19 protein-coding genes are annotated in these 13,830 nt (G+C 47.6%); 16 read left to right on the forward strand and 3 right to left on the reverse strand.

All coding sequences use genetic code 11. The features are described 5' to 3' along the window. Positions 1-249: 249 nt before the first annotated feature. Both PSF42_RS18505 and PSF42_RS18510 read left to right on the forward strand, forming a co-directional pair. On the forward strand, positions 250-3,645 hold the full coding sequence (locus PSF42_RS18505) for a hypothetical protein (protein WP_042847054.1): 3,396 nt from the start codon (positions 250-252) through the stop codon (positions 3,643-3,645). A gap of 54 nt (positions 3,646-3,699) precedes the next feature. Further along, complete coding sequence (locus tag PSF42_RS18510) at positions 3,700-3,996, forward strand: hypothetical protein (protein ID WP_042847053.1); 297 nt, start codon at positions 3,700-3,702, stop codon at positions 3,994-3,996. Between the two features lie 36 nt (positions 3,997-4,032). Here PSF42_RS18510 and PSF42_RS18515 read toward each other — a convergent pair whose 3' ends face one another. After that, the gene (locus tag PSF42_RS18515; RefSeq protein ID WP_042847052.1) at positions 4,033-4,437 is read right to left on the reverse strand and encodes a DUF6896 domain-containing protein; all 405 of its coding nucleotides are present in this window, start codon (positions 4,435-4,437) and stop codon (positions 4,033-4,035) included. An 83-nt stretch (positions 4,438-4,520) separates the two neighbouring features. On the opposite strand from PSF42_RS18515, the gene PSF42_RS18520 reads away from it, so the two are divergent. The 10 genes from PSF42_RS18520 to PSF42_RS18565 all read left to right on the forward strand — a co-directional run bounded on the left by PSF42_RS18520 (position 4,521) and on the right by PSF42_RS18565 (position 10,133). Further along, entirely contained in the window at positions 4,521-5,021 is a 501-nt protein-coding gene (locus tag PSF42_RS18520; RefSeq protein WP_166268279.1) for a hypothetical protein, read from the forward strand. Between the two features lie 157 nt (positions 5,022-5,178). Next, entirely contained in the window at positions 5,179-5,601 is a 423-nt protein-coding gene (locus PSF42_RS18525) for a hypothetical protein (protein WP_042847049.1), read from the forward strand. Positions 5,602-5,767: 166 nt separating this feature from the next. After that, positions 5,768-6,328: a hypothetical protein gene (locus tag PSF42_RS18530; protein ID WP_042847048.1), complete on the forward strand. Its 561-nt coding sequence runs from the start codon at positions 5,768-5,770 to the stop codon at positions 6,326-6,328. 139 nt (positions 6,329-6,467) lie between these two features. Continuing rightward, a complete protein-coding gene (locus PSF42_RS18535) occupies positions 6,468-7,037 on the forward strand; it encodes a DUF459 domain-containing protein (RefSeq protein WP_072035184.1) in 570 nt (189 codons plus the stop codon). Between the two features lie 98 nt (positions 7,038-7,135). Further along, entirely contained in the window at positions 7,136-7,354 is a 219-nt protein-coding gene (locus tag PSF42_RS18540; protein WP_042847047.1) for a hypothetical protein, read from the forward strand. 123 nt (positions 7,355-7,477) lie between these two features. Next, on the forward strand, positions 7,478-7,966 hold the full coding sequence (locus PSF42_RS18545; protein WP_042847046.1) for a hypothetical protein: 489 nt from the start codon (positions 7,478-7,480) through the stop codon (positions 7,964-7,966). Between the two features lie 57 nt (positions 7,967-8,023). Then, positions 8,024-8,470: a hypothetical protein gene (locus PSF42_RS18550; RefSeq protein WP_052219361.1), complete on the forward strand. Its 447-nt coding sequence runs from the start codon at positions 8,024-8,026 to the stop codon at positions 8,468-8,470. A 63-nt stretch (positions 8,471-8,533) separates the two neighbouring features. After that, positions 8,534-9,334: a methyltransferase gene (locus PSF42_RS18555; protein WP_042847045.1), complete on the forward strand. Its 801-nt coding sequence runs from the start codon at positions 8,534-8,536 to the stop codon at positions 9,332-9,334. 130 nt (positions 9,335-9,464) lie between these two features. Further along, positions 9,465-9,800 carry a hypothetical protein gene (locus PSF42_RS18560; RefSeq protein ID WP_166268283.1) on the forward strand — a complete coding sequence of 112 codons (336 nt, stop codon included), beginning with the start codon at positions 9,465-9,467 and terminating at the stop codon, positions 9,798-9,800. 24 nt (positions 9,801-9,824) lie between these two features. Further along, positions 9,825-10,133 carry a hypothetical protein gene (locus PSF42_RS18565; RefSeq protein WP_166268285.1) on the forward strand — a complete coding sequence of 103 codons (309 nt, stop codon included), beginning with the start codon at positions 9,825-9,827 and terminating at the stop codon, positions 10,131-10,133. 77 nt (positions 10,134-10,210) lie between these two features. On the opposite strand, the gene PSF42_RS18570 is transcribed toward PSF42_RS18565, so the two are convergent. Continuing rightward, positions 10,211-10,627, reverse strand: coding sequence for a helix-turn-helix domain-containing protein (locus PSF42_RS18570; RefSeq protein WP_042847042.1), 417 nt, complete (start codon positions 10,625-10,627; stop codon positions 10,211-10,213). Then, a complete protein-coding gene (locus tag PSF42_RS18575; RefSeq protein WP_042847414.1) occupies positions 10,624-10,935 on the reverse strand; it encodes a type II toxin-antitoxin system HigB family toxin in 312 nt (103 codons plus the stop codon). Before PSF42_RS18575 ends, PSF42_RS18570 begins: the two co-directional genes overlap by 4 nt. A 169-nt stretch (positions 10,936-11,104) precedes the next feature. On the opposite strand from PSF42_RS18575, the gene PSF42_RS18580 reads away from it, so the two are divergent. The 4 genes from PSF42_RS18580 to PSF42_RS18595 all read left to right on the forward strand — a co-directional run bounded on the left by PSF42_RS18580 (position 11,105) and on the right by PSF42_RS18595 (position 13,586). Next, entirely contained in the window at positions 11,105-11,671 is a 567-nt protein-coding gene (locus PSF42_RS18580) for a hypothetical protein (RefSeq protein WP_042847041.1), read from the forward strand. A gap of 119 nt (positions 11,672-11,790) precedes the next feature. Continuing rightward, positions 11,791-12,108, forward strand: a complete 318-nt coding sequence (locus PSF42_RS18585) for a hypothetical protein (protein ID WP_042847040.1) — start codon at positions 11,791-11,793, stop codon at positions 12,106-12,108. A gap of 23 nt (positions 12,109-12,131) precedes the next feature. Further along, the gene (locus PSF42_RS18590; RefSeq protein WP_162762192.1) at positions 12,132-12,410 is read left to right on the forward strand and encodes a hypothetical protein; all 279 of its coding nucleotides are present in this window, start codon (positions 12,132-12,134) and stop codon (positions 12,408-12,410) included. A 303-nt stretch (positions 12,411-12,713) separates the two neighbouring features. Further along, positions 12,714-13,586 (forward strand): RepB family plasmid replication initiator protein, encoded by an 873-nt coding sequence (locus PSF42_RS18595; protein WP_052219406.1) that lies wholly within the window; start codon positions 12,714-12,716, stop codon positions 13,584-13,586. Positions 13,587-13,830 lie beyond the last annotated feature (244 nt).

Below are 13,830 nucleotides of genomic sequence, written 5' to 3' on the forward strand. Positions count from 1 at the left end.
CATGCAGCGTAGGAGCTGATTTTACCCCTTGCAAGTATGCTGTTTTCCGCAGACGCGTAACGATGGGGCGGAGTTTCCTCCTGCAAACATGCAGGTGAATGAAGGTGGTTTCGCCCTGCAAACATGCGCTGGTCAGATCCCTCTATCCCTATTCAAATATGTCTTTCTGTGCGCCTGTGACCTATTCGTCAGCTGTTCACTACGTGTAAAGATAGTAATAGAAAATGAATCACAATTGAGGGCAGAGCCATGACAGGCATTGTAGTTCGTGAAGAACACGTCGAACGTATCCAGCGTTTCAACTCACTTCAAAGCGGGCAATATTGGCGCGCAATGCAGGATATCCCAGAAGAAGCTATCCTGATGGATGAGGTACTTCTCATCGAATCCCTACGTTGGGTTGAAAATCAGCTTCATACCGTCATCCTCCGCGCACATCCGAAGCACTACGAGCAATACGCAACCTTTGTCACAGTAGACAAAGACGGCGTTTCTCACAGTGTTAAGCGAACTGTCAAAGAGCACCGATTCTTGTTTAATGACTTTGTTGAGCTTTTTGTATTCGCTGATGATGCGCGTCAGATCCGTGATGCTGAAGTCGCATTGTGCCAGCAGCGTGTTACCGATCTAACTCAATCTCTGTCGAAGTCTCTCGCTAACCCTGAGGCGATGAAAGCTATTGTGACAGAACGTATTGAGCAAAAAGCCGCAAAGAAAGGTGTAAGTGCGAGCACCATGCCTGCTATCAGTAATAACGCTATTCGCCTGGCTACAGGCTCGGTGGGTAATGCTATTGCAGCGGGCGTGACTGAAGCCGATATCAAGAACATGCGTGATGCGGCCGAGCAAAACCATCAAATAGCGACAATCCAATCCGAGTGGATCCAAGAGCGTAATATCGAAATTACAGCGGCAGTTCAGGCTGTGGTGCCTTATTTTGCCGAAATGGCAGCGGCGCAGCTGGCTGCAACAGAAGATGCGCGTTCTCAGGTTGACAAACTGATGGACGGTATCAAGTCTTTAGATCTCTATATTGGCAAAGACGTCAACGTGAAGGTGATCCGTAAAGGGCAGTCCGCTCCCAGCAATGAGCCTCTGACCTTTGTTCAGCAGAAATTGATGGTCGATGAAGAGTTGGCCATCTACCACGACTTAAGTGACTGGTTCGACTTTGGTGACCTGGACAAGTTCTATCAAGCGCTGTGCAATACCCATGCGCTGGTGGATCAAATTTTCCCTTCGCCGCGCTGCGTACTGGTCATGGCAACGACTCGCCGCTATATCGACTACAAAGACCGTATGGAAAACCTTATTAATAACAGCGAGAATGCCAAGGTATTCTTGATGGTTCGCGACGGCGAAAACCTGTATCGCATCGTGTCCCCTGTGGAGTCTCACCTGGGTGCGAACATGCTGTTCCCGTCTCGGGATGAGCAAGAGCGCTTGTTCCGGGGGATGGATGGGGAACAAATTAAATTCCAAAACGTCGCTTATTCTGATCGGCTGAAGGCGCATGAGCGCATGGCACTGCACTACAAACGTTTCCTGATTATGTGTTGTGGGCTTGACCATCGGGAACAACTATTTGGTGATTTCTACGACCGGAGTCTGGGTCTGAATTTTGTGTCGATGAAATTCCAAGAGCAACATTGCCGCTTCATTCATGATGCTGACGGTACAGGCATGCTGAGTAACCCAGAAAATAAAAAGTATCCATCCTTGGCTGGTTTCATCGAATGGGCAAACAGTCACCTACGTAGCGGCTCTCGTGTGATGTGCCAATGGCATTCACTGGCGAACCCAGAGACTGCGCCAGGTGCAGCCAAAGAAAATGACGATCGTTCCTATGGTTCCTTTAGTTTTACCGTGGACTTTAAAGACGACCGCAACGTAGCTGTAGCCTTTATCAAAGACGGCCTGTTGAATGTCAAAGCGCCAGTCAGCAAGACCAGTTATAGCAACAAGAGAGGAAGTGTGACGCGTGACTATAACGTCAACGTCTGTATCGAAAAGTACAACAAACAGTGGAAGGAAGACGACGCACGTTTGCCTTACCTGTGCCTGGACGCGGTCACCGCTGAGCATCTGGAGCACTACATCTATTCTCGGGCTGTGCGCTCGGACCACACCTACTACATTGCGCTGTTCAAATCGTTGGCTAAGTACCTACGAGAAGAGCGTCAGTCAGAGCAGAAGTCTCGCGACCTGCTGAAAGCAGCGCTGGTGGTAGGGCGTGTGGGGAATGAAGCCGACCAAGATACCGTTATCGACAAAACAGTCATGGCATGGCGTGCAGCGAACCGTGGAGCACCTTTGGCAGAGGCGATGGCCGACAAAGCGCAGTGGGAAAACCTGCTGGGCGTGATGGACATGATCGCCTGCCGGGGCATGAATATGCTGCCTCAGATAGTCGATTTTGCGCGCATAATTAAGGCCGCACCTTTGCGCCTCATTGTGAACACGAATGGTAAATTATCGTTGTACGTTGCGCCAACGGATGGTGAGCGTGATGATCGGATAGAGCCGCATATCTGGGTGCAGCGCATTAACTTCAACCTGACGAAAACGGGAATCAAAGAAGGCTCACGCAGCTGGGTGAAACTGAACGCCTCGAATGTGGCGGAAACAACAATTTTTGAATGGCCGGAGGCGGAGGCGTGGAAGAATCTGAATGCTGCTTTTGGCAGTTATGAAGAAAAACAGGAAGCGTTTAGCTTTGTGGAAAGCAGAGCCGGTGATCTACATCGTTTAAACCCAGCCAACCAAAGACGTCTGGCGGAAATGTCTCATCTTTGGAAAGAAGCTTACTACGAGATGAACTACGTTCATGAGACGGGTGGGCAAGTCCAGGTTCCAGCTTTGATGATCCCGATCGGCATCCGCATTGAAGGCAGTGAATGGAACTTTGTGTACGTGGGCTCTATAAGCCGATCGGTACACTGCATCTATCAGTTGCTGGAAAGTGAGAGCGCCAAGAGCGGTCTGGCGGAGATGTATGCATCGTTCTACAAACACCCTGAAGGGCGCATCAAAGAACTGAGCACAAAGGCTGCTGACATGTGGATGTTTTCCTCTAAGGAAATGCCCGACGTGAACATGTTCAGCACGAACAAGGATCTCGAATACAGCGGGCTGGACTATTCACTGAATAGCAACTCTGTATCCGAAATACACAGCTTTGATGTCCGCTGGCGCTACGCACAGGAATACGTGTCACATCCACATCGTTCTAAGAGCACGCTGTGGCTTGCAGAGAGCCTACGCGATGAAAGCGGCAGGCCTATGATCGATACACTGCTTGGTAGTCCTCACCTCCACCAGGATGCCCCTGTCGATGTGATTGAAGTGACGTTGCCTCAGCGTTATGACGATCCGAATAAAGCGAAGATTGCGAAGACAAAAGCACCATTCAACCATGCTCATTGGTTCGATATCTGCCCTGTTGGGTACAACGAAAATCAATGTCTGGAGGGCATTATTGCACCAGTGAAAACCTTTACCAGGATGACTTTTGCCAACAAAGAACTGGCGTTGCATTACATCTTTTCGCGTAACTCAGAAGCGAGAAAATACCAGACCGGTTACTTCTCCGAGGTGGAAGTGCCATTGCCTGAAGGCGTGACACGCTGGACAACGCGTAATTAATACAGTGTATGAATAGCATTATCAACCGCCCCTGAGGGCATTTAGGAGGTGAATGTGTCTCAAGAATATAACCCGATCCCGCGCAATGTGATGTTCACGGAATTCCTTCAGTTACTGGAGGAAGACGGCTTACCAGCCAGTCACCTGGAAACCGTCCGTAAAATTTTTGCGGAGATCACCCAGCAGGTGAATGAATTTGGTCCGGAGCGTGGTGCGTTGTTGGCACTGGCAGAGGCTCACTCACCGTTTTACCGTGATTTGAAAGCTGAAAAGGACTTTATCAGCGGCGTATTAAACATGCCTATTTTCTTTCACGGAGTATTAAACATGCCTATTTTCTTTCACGGATAAGTAGGCGATATGTGTTTTTATAGGCCGGTTTCCGGCCTATTGCTGTTCATTTAGATAATAAAGAATGTAACCAGAATAAAGCAGATTGCTTTTCGTTATTTCAGCGTCGAAACATTGCTTTAATTCATCAGGTGTTTGAAATCCATATTGGCTTAAATTGTCCTTTGCAAAGCCGGATAAGCGCCAAAAATCGAAACCATTGAATTCCCCGTGTTCTCCAAAATCAAAATCGATAGTGCCCGTTCGTAAATGCACGGCGCATCCGTAACCATGTTTGAAATACCTGATGCCACTATGCAACTCCCCGCTTTGTGGAATGCTGTTTCCTGCCCACGCGTTATTAGATATTGGCAATTCGAACCCTGAGAGCTTCATTAACTCAATGGCTTCAGAAACGCGTTTTAAATAATCATTGATTAGGTCGCGAAGACGACTGTCCATATTAACCACCTTGTTATTAATTTTAATCAAAACAATATCCTCGCTAGCGGTCTTGTCAAGTTAGAGGGGGCTTGATTTTTAAAATGAGGATTAGAAATTTCATTACCGGTTGTCTACGGGGGACAATATCCTGGTCTACCACAACACTTAAGCGAGGAAATATGATCACTTTATTCACCGCAGTGGCTTCTACCTCTGGTGGGGCGCTCTTTTTCATTTGCCTGGGCATTACCTGTTCAGCGATAGCCATGTTGACCGCGAAAGGAGTCAAAGCAAAGATCGCTAAAATTGGCCTGGGTATCTTAGCGGGATATTTCCTGTTATTTGTTGTGACTAATTCAGCGATGAAAACGCAGAAATCTGTCGCAACCTCCATCGCGAAACGCGTACCGTTACCTACTTTCCCCATCGCTGATGCAGAGGCAAATCAGCTGAAGTCTGAGTATCTTGAAGCTATTGCTACTGCGTCGTTGTTCAGCGAGCCCATGCCAACCAAACGTATGATGGCCGTTCAGGAAATGGCGGAAGCACTGGCACAGGAGCAGAATGAAAGGTTGATTCGGATCATCAACGGGAAAGGTTAAGTTGCCCCGTTTTAATCGCTCACTTCGGTGGGCATTTTTTTGCCTGAAGCAAAACCAATCACAAAAGAAATAATTCAAAATAATATAGTTTACGCTATTCGTCAGCGGCTGAGGTCATGGTTTACTAATTACATAGAAACCAACAAGGCTGAATGAAATGAACGACGTGAAAATGGTTAAAGTATTGAGAGATAATACCTTCTGTCACGCTGCGTGGATGGATTTTAAAAAGGTCTTAGGAGAGTCACCTTTTGGTGTTTTCCTGGAGTTTGTAGACCCACGCAATGGTGCATTAGTTCAGCTGATGTTTCCATTCTGGTGCAAGCCTCAGAAAACGTATAAGCCAATGGGTAACGTGTTTATGACCCAATGGCACGGATTAACTCTGACAATCCCGCCCGACTTTGATTGGTGGGTTCAGGCTCAATCTAACGGCATTGGAATGCGTCGTATCGACCAGAAAGTTCAGTTTCTAAAGCACGGGGAATATGTGGAGGTAAATCTGAAAGTCGAAATGGCTACAGTCATTCGCGTTAACCCAGTGTTTTCACCCGAGTTCGACGCTGCCACACATGCTTAGCGTCTGATCAATGAAGTGGGCTTCCCAAACCCACGATACCCCTTAATGCCCATCACCCTCGATGGGCATTTTTTATGATAAAAATCAGCGTGTAATCACTTCGTCAGCGGTCAATCTCATGCTTGAATGATTGGGTAAACAAAATGAATAAACCGAGGAAGTTACGATGACCCCATTAGTCAATGCAAACGAAAAACGTGCTGAAAACCATTTAGCTTCAGCAATCCGTTTCAACGGTTCAGTAGTGACTGTCCGCGAGTGGATTGACGCGTTGATCGCGCAAGGCTACAAGCCAAACGCCAAGGCTGTCCTGAAGGGCAAAGAAGCCAGCCGTATGCAATTGCACCGCTGGAACAATGCTCAGCAAACTGAGCACATGAAAAAACGTGCTAATGCTGGGACAAAAATTGAATACACGATGTCACATGAAGAAAGTGGTAGTTTCTATGACGTGAAAAAATTTGCGTTCGATTACGCTGTATCAATAGCAGGACCGGAATATGGTGAGCCAGAAGACCGTTGCTTCATCGTTTATGCAATTCCTCAGCTACGAAAAGGTGCTGAGTATGAGCGCTGTGTCGCGGCATACAAGCCCGTGTTTGCTGAGGATGAACAGCGCGCTTTGAACATCCTGCGCTTCGACTTTCCTTCAGCAAGGATCTTGTGGTTGGGGATCGCTAAAACTCAAGAACAAGCTTTGTCTCTGGCCGAAACCGCAATGGCCTGATGAGGCGTGCTAAAAAGTTCGACTCCAAGCCTGCACCAGATGGTGTGGGCTTTTTTGTCCGCAAAGCGTCGGCCTTTAACGTGGATTAAAAAAGTATCTTTTTTAAAATCATCGGCAGTGTATCGACCTGGAAATAGTTATGAAAACTGCCTTATTTCTTACCCTGTTCCTGCCTGCAATATCATTGGCTAAGCCACTGTTTATCGGTGATAGCTTAACCTATACCCTCGCGACGAGCGCAAAGAAGCACATCCCAGTAGACGGCCTTTATAAGGAGAGCACAGGGCTTACCGACCGCAGTTCGGTAAAGTGGAACGATTATGTTCAGACAATGAGTTTTCAGGACTATGAGACCGTGGTTATCTCTCTGGGGGCTAATGACGGCATCGGTGCAAACCAAGTCACGAACTACCAGCAGAAGGCAACACAGTTTATCCAGCAAATCCAGCAGAGCAACCCCGGTGCATCGATTATCTGGATATTGCCACCTGCAATGAAGAATCCTGCCACCGAAGCCGCCTTGGTAAATACCAGACAAGCAATCCGTCAGGCGGTGGATGAAACACAGATCGCTTTTTTCGACCCCGAGGTCGCTATTGGGCGTCAGTTTAACCTTACCGTGAACGATGTGCAGGTACGAACCCATGACGGGATACATTACACGAGCAAAGGTAGTGATTTGATAATTGGGAGGCTGTTCAACCAGTAAAAACAGGGGGAATGTATTTTATTTTGAACCTCTTTGTCAGCGCTGAACCTGTGGGATGATCTTCCTATCGAACCAACTCGGGTTTAAAAGGAAGATTCATGGGTGCCAACCGTAGAAACAAGTTTGGGGTCAGCCGTCGCTTTGCTGTCCGTTATGACCGGGCAAATGATCCGGAGTATATGGCTTTGGTTGAGCGATACCAGACAACTAAGCGATACAGCCAATCGGGCAAGGCGGGTGATGACGACCACAAGGAAAGCGTTCGCGCGCTTCATCATTACCACGGGAAAATAGCTGTGGAGTCCTTCCGGAAATAACATTTTCACTACTCGATATTGTTTCTCAAAATAATCTCTTTTCTATTATTCGTCAGCGGCTTAGGTCATGTTTTACTGGTTAAGTAAACAAAACAACGATACCAATAAGAAAAGAGGATTCACATGTCAGATAAGCAAGAATTTATCCAAAGTTTTATCGTCACGTTTAGTGCAGATGCGCCCATTGGATCCTTGCCCAAAGAAGGGTTGGAGTTTTTCCATTCATCTAATCGCAGTGTCTCATTCGGTTTTAATCGACTAAGTGGAAAAGAAGCGATTGGTAGCTTTCTTAGAGCGTTTAAGCCAGACCATGAGTTTGTGCAGCAGCTGGATGAACTGCTTGCGGCTCCTACGCCAGATGAAGGGGCATTGGAGGATTTGCGTGGTTGGATCAATGCGATGGAATGGACGGCAGAAGAGCTGTTGTATGAGCTTCGCAGCGTGGGGGTTATCTCCATTGTCATGAATAGCATCATTTATCGTGGCGCGTTTTTCCACACTGAAGTGACTGGCGCTGCCTATATCGGTGGAAAAATGGAATCGCTGGAATTGAGTGGGGAAACAGTCCTAAAGCAGCTTCATCAAGAGTTAAACGTACAGTACGTAGTCTGACACCTAATCGTTCGGTCTGATCGCAGGCCGAACATTATCGCAACGAGGAAACCCGTTATGAACCAGCTGAAAATCGACAAGCTAAAACAGCAATACGTTTTCACTCAAGACCGTGGTGTTTTCAAGGTCGGGATAGCCCTGCTGGCGAAGCGTGCAAAAGCCGTGGCTCAGTGGATGGGGGTTGTCGAACCGAAGAGCAAAGCAGGCTCTTTCGAGCATTACACCGAGTGTATGGCAATGATGGAAAAAGGCCATCAGTACGCGAAGCGCACCGGTTTGCAATGCACTGGGAACCTGAGTCCTCAGCTGGTGGGCTATGAAGGCGAACGGGTATCCGTTGTCGATAATGCTGGGCATACCCGAAGTTTCTGGGTTGCACGCACTCTGGGATGGATGCCAAGCCATCTTGAAGTTGATCGTCTACCAGCCATGTTCTGGCAGGACAACGATGAAGACGACGTACTGGCTGCTGAAAGCTATCAATCCGTCGTAGTGATCGGGTAAAGCAATTTAAGCCGTCAGCGTGGGGCTGGTGGCTAATTCAATATCAATAAATTGGGGTAAGAAATGCAAGTATCAAATGACGTCCTCGCAGTTCTGTCTGAAGCGCGTGTGGAGGGCAACAAACTCTTCCTGGAAGGCCAGCTGGATCGTCGCCTGTACACCAACACCAACAAGGTGCTTGAAGCCGCTGGTGGGAAGTGGAACCGCAAAGAGAAAGCCCATATTTTTGATGGCAGTGCGGAAGGGCGTATCGACGACATTATCCTGTCTGGATCGGTTGTGGTGCCAAAAGACGACTTCAACTTTTTTCCAACGCCGGAAAAAATCATCAATACGATGGTTACCAGTGCCAATATTCAGGACGGGGATCGAGTGCTGGAGCCGTCCTGCGGTGATGGGCGTATTGTCAAAGCTGTGGCTAAAGCGGCAAAAAACCTCAATATCGTGGCTGTTGAGCTGGATGAAAAGCGCGTTCAGCAACTGAACAGCGACCCTGAAATTACGTCGCTGGTAAACCCTGAATTTACGGGCACAAGCCTTGAACTGGTCAATGCTGATTTTCTCAGCCATGAAATGGACGAGAAATTCGATGTCATCATCATGAACCCGCCTTTCAAAAATAAGGCCGACATTAAGCATACAAACCGAGCGTTGGATCTGCTGCTTTCAGGTGGGGTGTATACGCAAGGTGGTCGCCTGCGGGGCATTTTGTCTGCGGGCGTGCTGTTCCGTGAAGATGCCTTGACCAAGGCCTTCCGTGAGCGTGTGAAACTGCTCGGGGGCTCATTCACTGAACTGGAAGACAAAGCTTTCAAAGAGTCCGGCACGATGGTCAAAACTGTTCTACTGGAAATTGACCTCTAACAGCCAATGTCAAAGCCGCCTTCGGGCGGTTTTTTCGTCAGCGATATCTGCTGAGTGATACTGGAACTTCCCGATACCGGGGGGGAACGCCATCCAAAGTGAGGCGCTGAAAAGAGCGCTGGGGGGATAGATGAAGCCACGAAACATTATCAGCGTAAATCCGAATTCAACCGTCTTTGGCGGCCAGGGTAGTTGGGTTAACGAACACTTGCTGGAGGTGCTGATTAATCGCGGCATGTTCAGTTCGGCGTTAGAGCGATATCGCCAGAGGGGTAAAGGGGTGATGTCTGTTCCCGTACATATCAGCATCCGGTTGTTTGGGATCAGCGTATCGGGTGCGCACATGCTCATTACGCCGTATGGCCTGGTGTGCAAGTTCGATGATAACGAGTTGGGTGAGAGCTACTCATTCGACGTGAGTGGTGAAGCGCGAAAGCTGTGGAAAAGCGTTTGCCATATTGGCTGACAAGTTGGGGTTAAGGGGGTTGTCATGCTGGCACTACTGATCGGCACTTTAACGTTGATGACATTGTCCTTGCTGGTGCTGTGTGGATTGTATGCAAAGTACCAGTATCACGAAACACACAAATTGCCAGGGCTGCGAAGTCCAGTGGTTGTGTGTCTCTCGTTGGCGGTTAAATACATAGGCCTTTTTGGTTTGATGTTGACGGTGACAACGGCTTTCCTAGACTCGTTTCATATCCCAGCTTCAGGGGGATTTGTGTTGATAGCTTTCGTGCTGCATGCGGGTCTTGGTGCGACCTGTACTGTTCTGCACAACCGGCAGCTAATTCGGTAAGATTGTCCACTGAATCAAAAAAGAAACCCGCATAAAAAGCGGGTTTTTTGTTAGTGTAGGAACTCGATTGTAACCGTTTAGTCTATGAAAATGGAGGCAGGGATATTAAAACGCGCAGACAGTTTTTTAATGTGCTCCAGTGTTAATCCTCGTTCACCGTTGAGGATGCGGCTAACGTATGAGCGCGAACCGAGCTCATCTTGAAAGTCTGTCGTATTAAGGTGGTATTGATCCATCAGCGTTCTCAATGCTGCTACACCGCCATTGCTTTTTGCTAAGCGCTCGTTAAATTCAGCAAATTCGGGCGCTGTTTTTTCATACGCATCAATCTTCGCGCAAATCAAGTCGATAAGCGGGTTGTCTGGGTCATTTTCGACAAGGTGCTCAACCAGTTGAACGGCTTTTTCATAGTCTTCGCGAGAATGGCTGTTTCCCAATAACGGCACAATGCTTATCAGGTTTTGTGCTGCGTTTACTGCATCTTGAAACATCATGCTTTTGTTCTCCGGTAGTGATCAGTCAACCTATCGTATTCAGCGTGGGTTGTTATATGTTTCACGAATATTTTCCCCCGGTCAAAGTCGGCAAAAAACATCATTCTTAATGAATTGCCACTGATGTCGATGACCCACCATTTCTCTCTATACTTCATCCGATCAAGGCTGGGGAAAACCTTTTTAAGCTCATCAGGCGTTTGATAACTGTCGCGCTTGAGTGTTCGATATATGTCAGATAGCGCCTGAGCACTGTTTGGAAATCGCTTGGATGCCTGGTCAAAAGGTTCTCTTGATATTACGTGCATTGCATCTCTCATGTTTCCTATTTGTCAACATTGTAGCATCTAAACTATTGGTTGCCAATATGGCAACTAATAAATTAATTATTCTGCTATCTATTCTTCGTCAGCGGTTGAGGTCATGCTTCAATAAAGAGGTAAACAAAACAAACAATATCAATAAAAGAGGTTTCTTATGTACTGCACAGTCAAAGAGTTAATCGCGCACCTGTCCACAAAAAATCAATACGATGTTGTGCTTTCCAAGCTGTGGGATACTGAAGACATCCACCAAGTTTTGTCTGACAATGAGATGGAACCCATTTCTGAATATGAGGCACACAAGGCGCTTCAGCTGGTGGATCGAACTCATGATGCAAACATCGGCATTACATGGGATACGCTGCTCTGTGCAGTGGAGTCGCCACGAAACCTAACAGCTGAGCAATATGCGCTGGCTAATACCTGCTTTACCGTACCTCGCGAACTGTACTCCGTCTGTAACGAAGTGACGCTCCCAGCTGGGTCAATTACCGTGGAGTTTGATGCGTTTGAGCTCCGCTCAGCTATCGCCACGTCCAAACTTACCATTGCAAAAAAGCATGAGCTCGGTGGCTTTGTTAAATCAGTTTCCGGCAGCTGTGATACACCCGCATTCCACTGGAGTGTTTACGCAGAGTGCCGCAACGGAAAATGCACGATCTGCTTGCAGGATAATTTCCAATCCAAAGAATATCGTTGGGTCGAAAAGAGCCTGCAATGAAATAGCGCTGTAACGCTTTCTACGATGCGATGTGGTACTCATCGCATCATTTCGCACAAAACATCGTAAAACTGCTGAGGATCGCCATGAGAGAGCCTCAGGGCATGAAAGGGTAACCAATGCTGACTGAACTTAAACTCCAAGATAATATTCGCTGTTTGAACGTAACGCTGAAATTTGACAAATCCGCGCTGATCGACGCTTTTGCTGTATTGGAAAGAAACCCGCAATTCCTCCATGTTGTCATCTATAGCGAAGCGACGTTCGACGACTTTGATGACTCGGATGAGAGTGTTGAAAACTGCATGAGCGACCCCGTTCTGGCGGTATGGCGATCTGGAGCGTGTATAACTTGGATAGACCGTGCCGATGACACTGAATTTCAGTGCGATTTGCCAAGCATCAGTGTACTGAACTCTACGAGGGATTACGCGTGACCAGTGAAGAAGCCATTAAGCATTTGAGACGCAGTATCTGGGACTTGTCAGGGCAAAAAGAAGCGCAGGCTGAGCGTGTGCTGGCTTACCTGAAAGTGCGTGTCAATCGCGCCAAGGGGCTGGTGGTGAATCCTATTAGCCCAAAGCCGATGACATTCATGCAAGCGATAAGACTGGGCTATATTCGGCAGCAAGGCAACTGGAAAGATGCGCCCTGGGTTTTCGATAACCGCATCATGCCCTCAGCTTCAGCTGCGTTAGATGAAGCTAACAGACAACTCAAAGCCCATTGGGCAGAATAGCCACCCAAACAAAAACCAGTACCTGTGTTGGGCGCTGGTTTTCACTTATCAACTTTTCAACAAGCTAGATCCTAATAATTAACCTAATTAGTTCCTAACAGATCCTAAAAGATCCCTGTCGCTCGCAGGCCGCTGGTGGCGTGGCCTACAGAGGATTGAGGTGAGTTTGAAAGGGAGGAAAGTGAGTTTGAAAGGGAAGAAAGTGAGTTTGGATGGGATTTGGGTGTGGTACAGTGGGAAACTCGGTGAGTCTGAAAGGGGAAAGCCGAGTTTTTATTCACAACCATGAGGGGTTATGGTTTGATGCAACAAAATTGTAGTAATAACATCCTGTTATTCAAGGATGCGATACCTGCTGACGAAAATTCGTCACACAGGAAACTCACAATAACAAACAGTTCGAGTGTTCAACCCGTCTCGTTATTGCGGCTTGGCGTGTTTACACCGAATATCCGATCGAAAGGAAAGGTTGGTAAGCCGTTGGACGCGAGCGAATCGCTCAGCTACCTGGAGTATGCCCGTAGTGAAGGCTACACCAACGTGGTGATCACCGGTCCACAGCTTAACTATTTCATTGATTTTCGTTGCTGGTTGGGGATTATCCATGCGTTTAGCGCATGTCCTGATGCTCTGCATGGAAATAAGATCAAGGTTAAATTCAGCGAGTTCTCGCAGTTCTGCGGGTATCCATCGAAGCGGCTAGATTCGAAATTGCGTAAGGAGATAGCCGACTCGTTAACTCGAATCAGGGCAAAGACCATCACATTCACAACGCCAGGTACCAAGAAGTTTTTGGTAACAGGCTTGCTGTTGAAGGCAGAATTTGATGTTGTCGATGATCTGGTTGTACTGGAAGCAGATGAGCGCCTTTGGGAGCTCTACAGCAATGACCACTTAAGTTTGTTACGACGCAAGCCGCTAATGGCACTGCCGAGAAATGAGACAGCCCAGGCGCTGTATACTTATTTCGAAGCGTTGCCACGACAGCCTGCGCCAATCCAAATGTCGAGGCTTCGTGAACGCTTGATGATGAATGGTAGGGTCGCAGACCAAAACCGTAAAATCACCGACGCTCTCAACGAACTGAATAGTATTGGCTATTTGCAATACGAGGTCATCAAGGCTGGACGGGACTCGGTCGTGCATGTTCACAACCGAAACCCGACGTTGGATTAAGCGAGTCATATCGGAAACCCGTCGAAAGGCGGGTTTTTTATTTGGTAAACAAAACGAATGAAAGAGTGAGTTTGAACGGGTAATTCTGATAGGAGTAAGCTTGAGAAAGGTGAGTTGTGGTGGGTATGCGTCCTGTCCAAAGTGAGTCGTAGCGGGTAACCTAGCGATAAAGTGTGTTATAGCGGGAACTGATCGGTTAAAAAGAGAACAAACTCAGGAGTTTTAGACAAGAAGCGGGCTGTAG

Source organism: Providencia sp. PROV032 (assembly GCF_028484875.1).
Classification (GTDB): Bacteria; Pseudomonadota; Gammaproteobacteria; order Enterobacterales; family Enterobacteriaceae; genus Providencia; species Providencia rettgeri_E.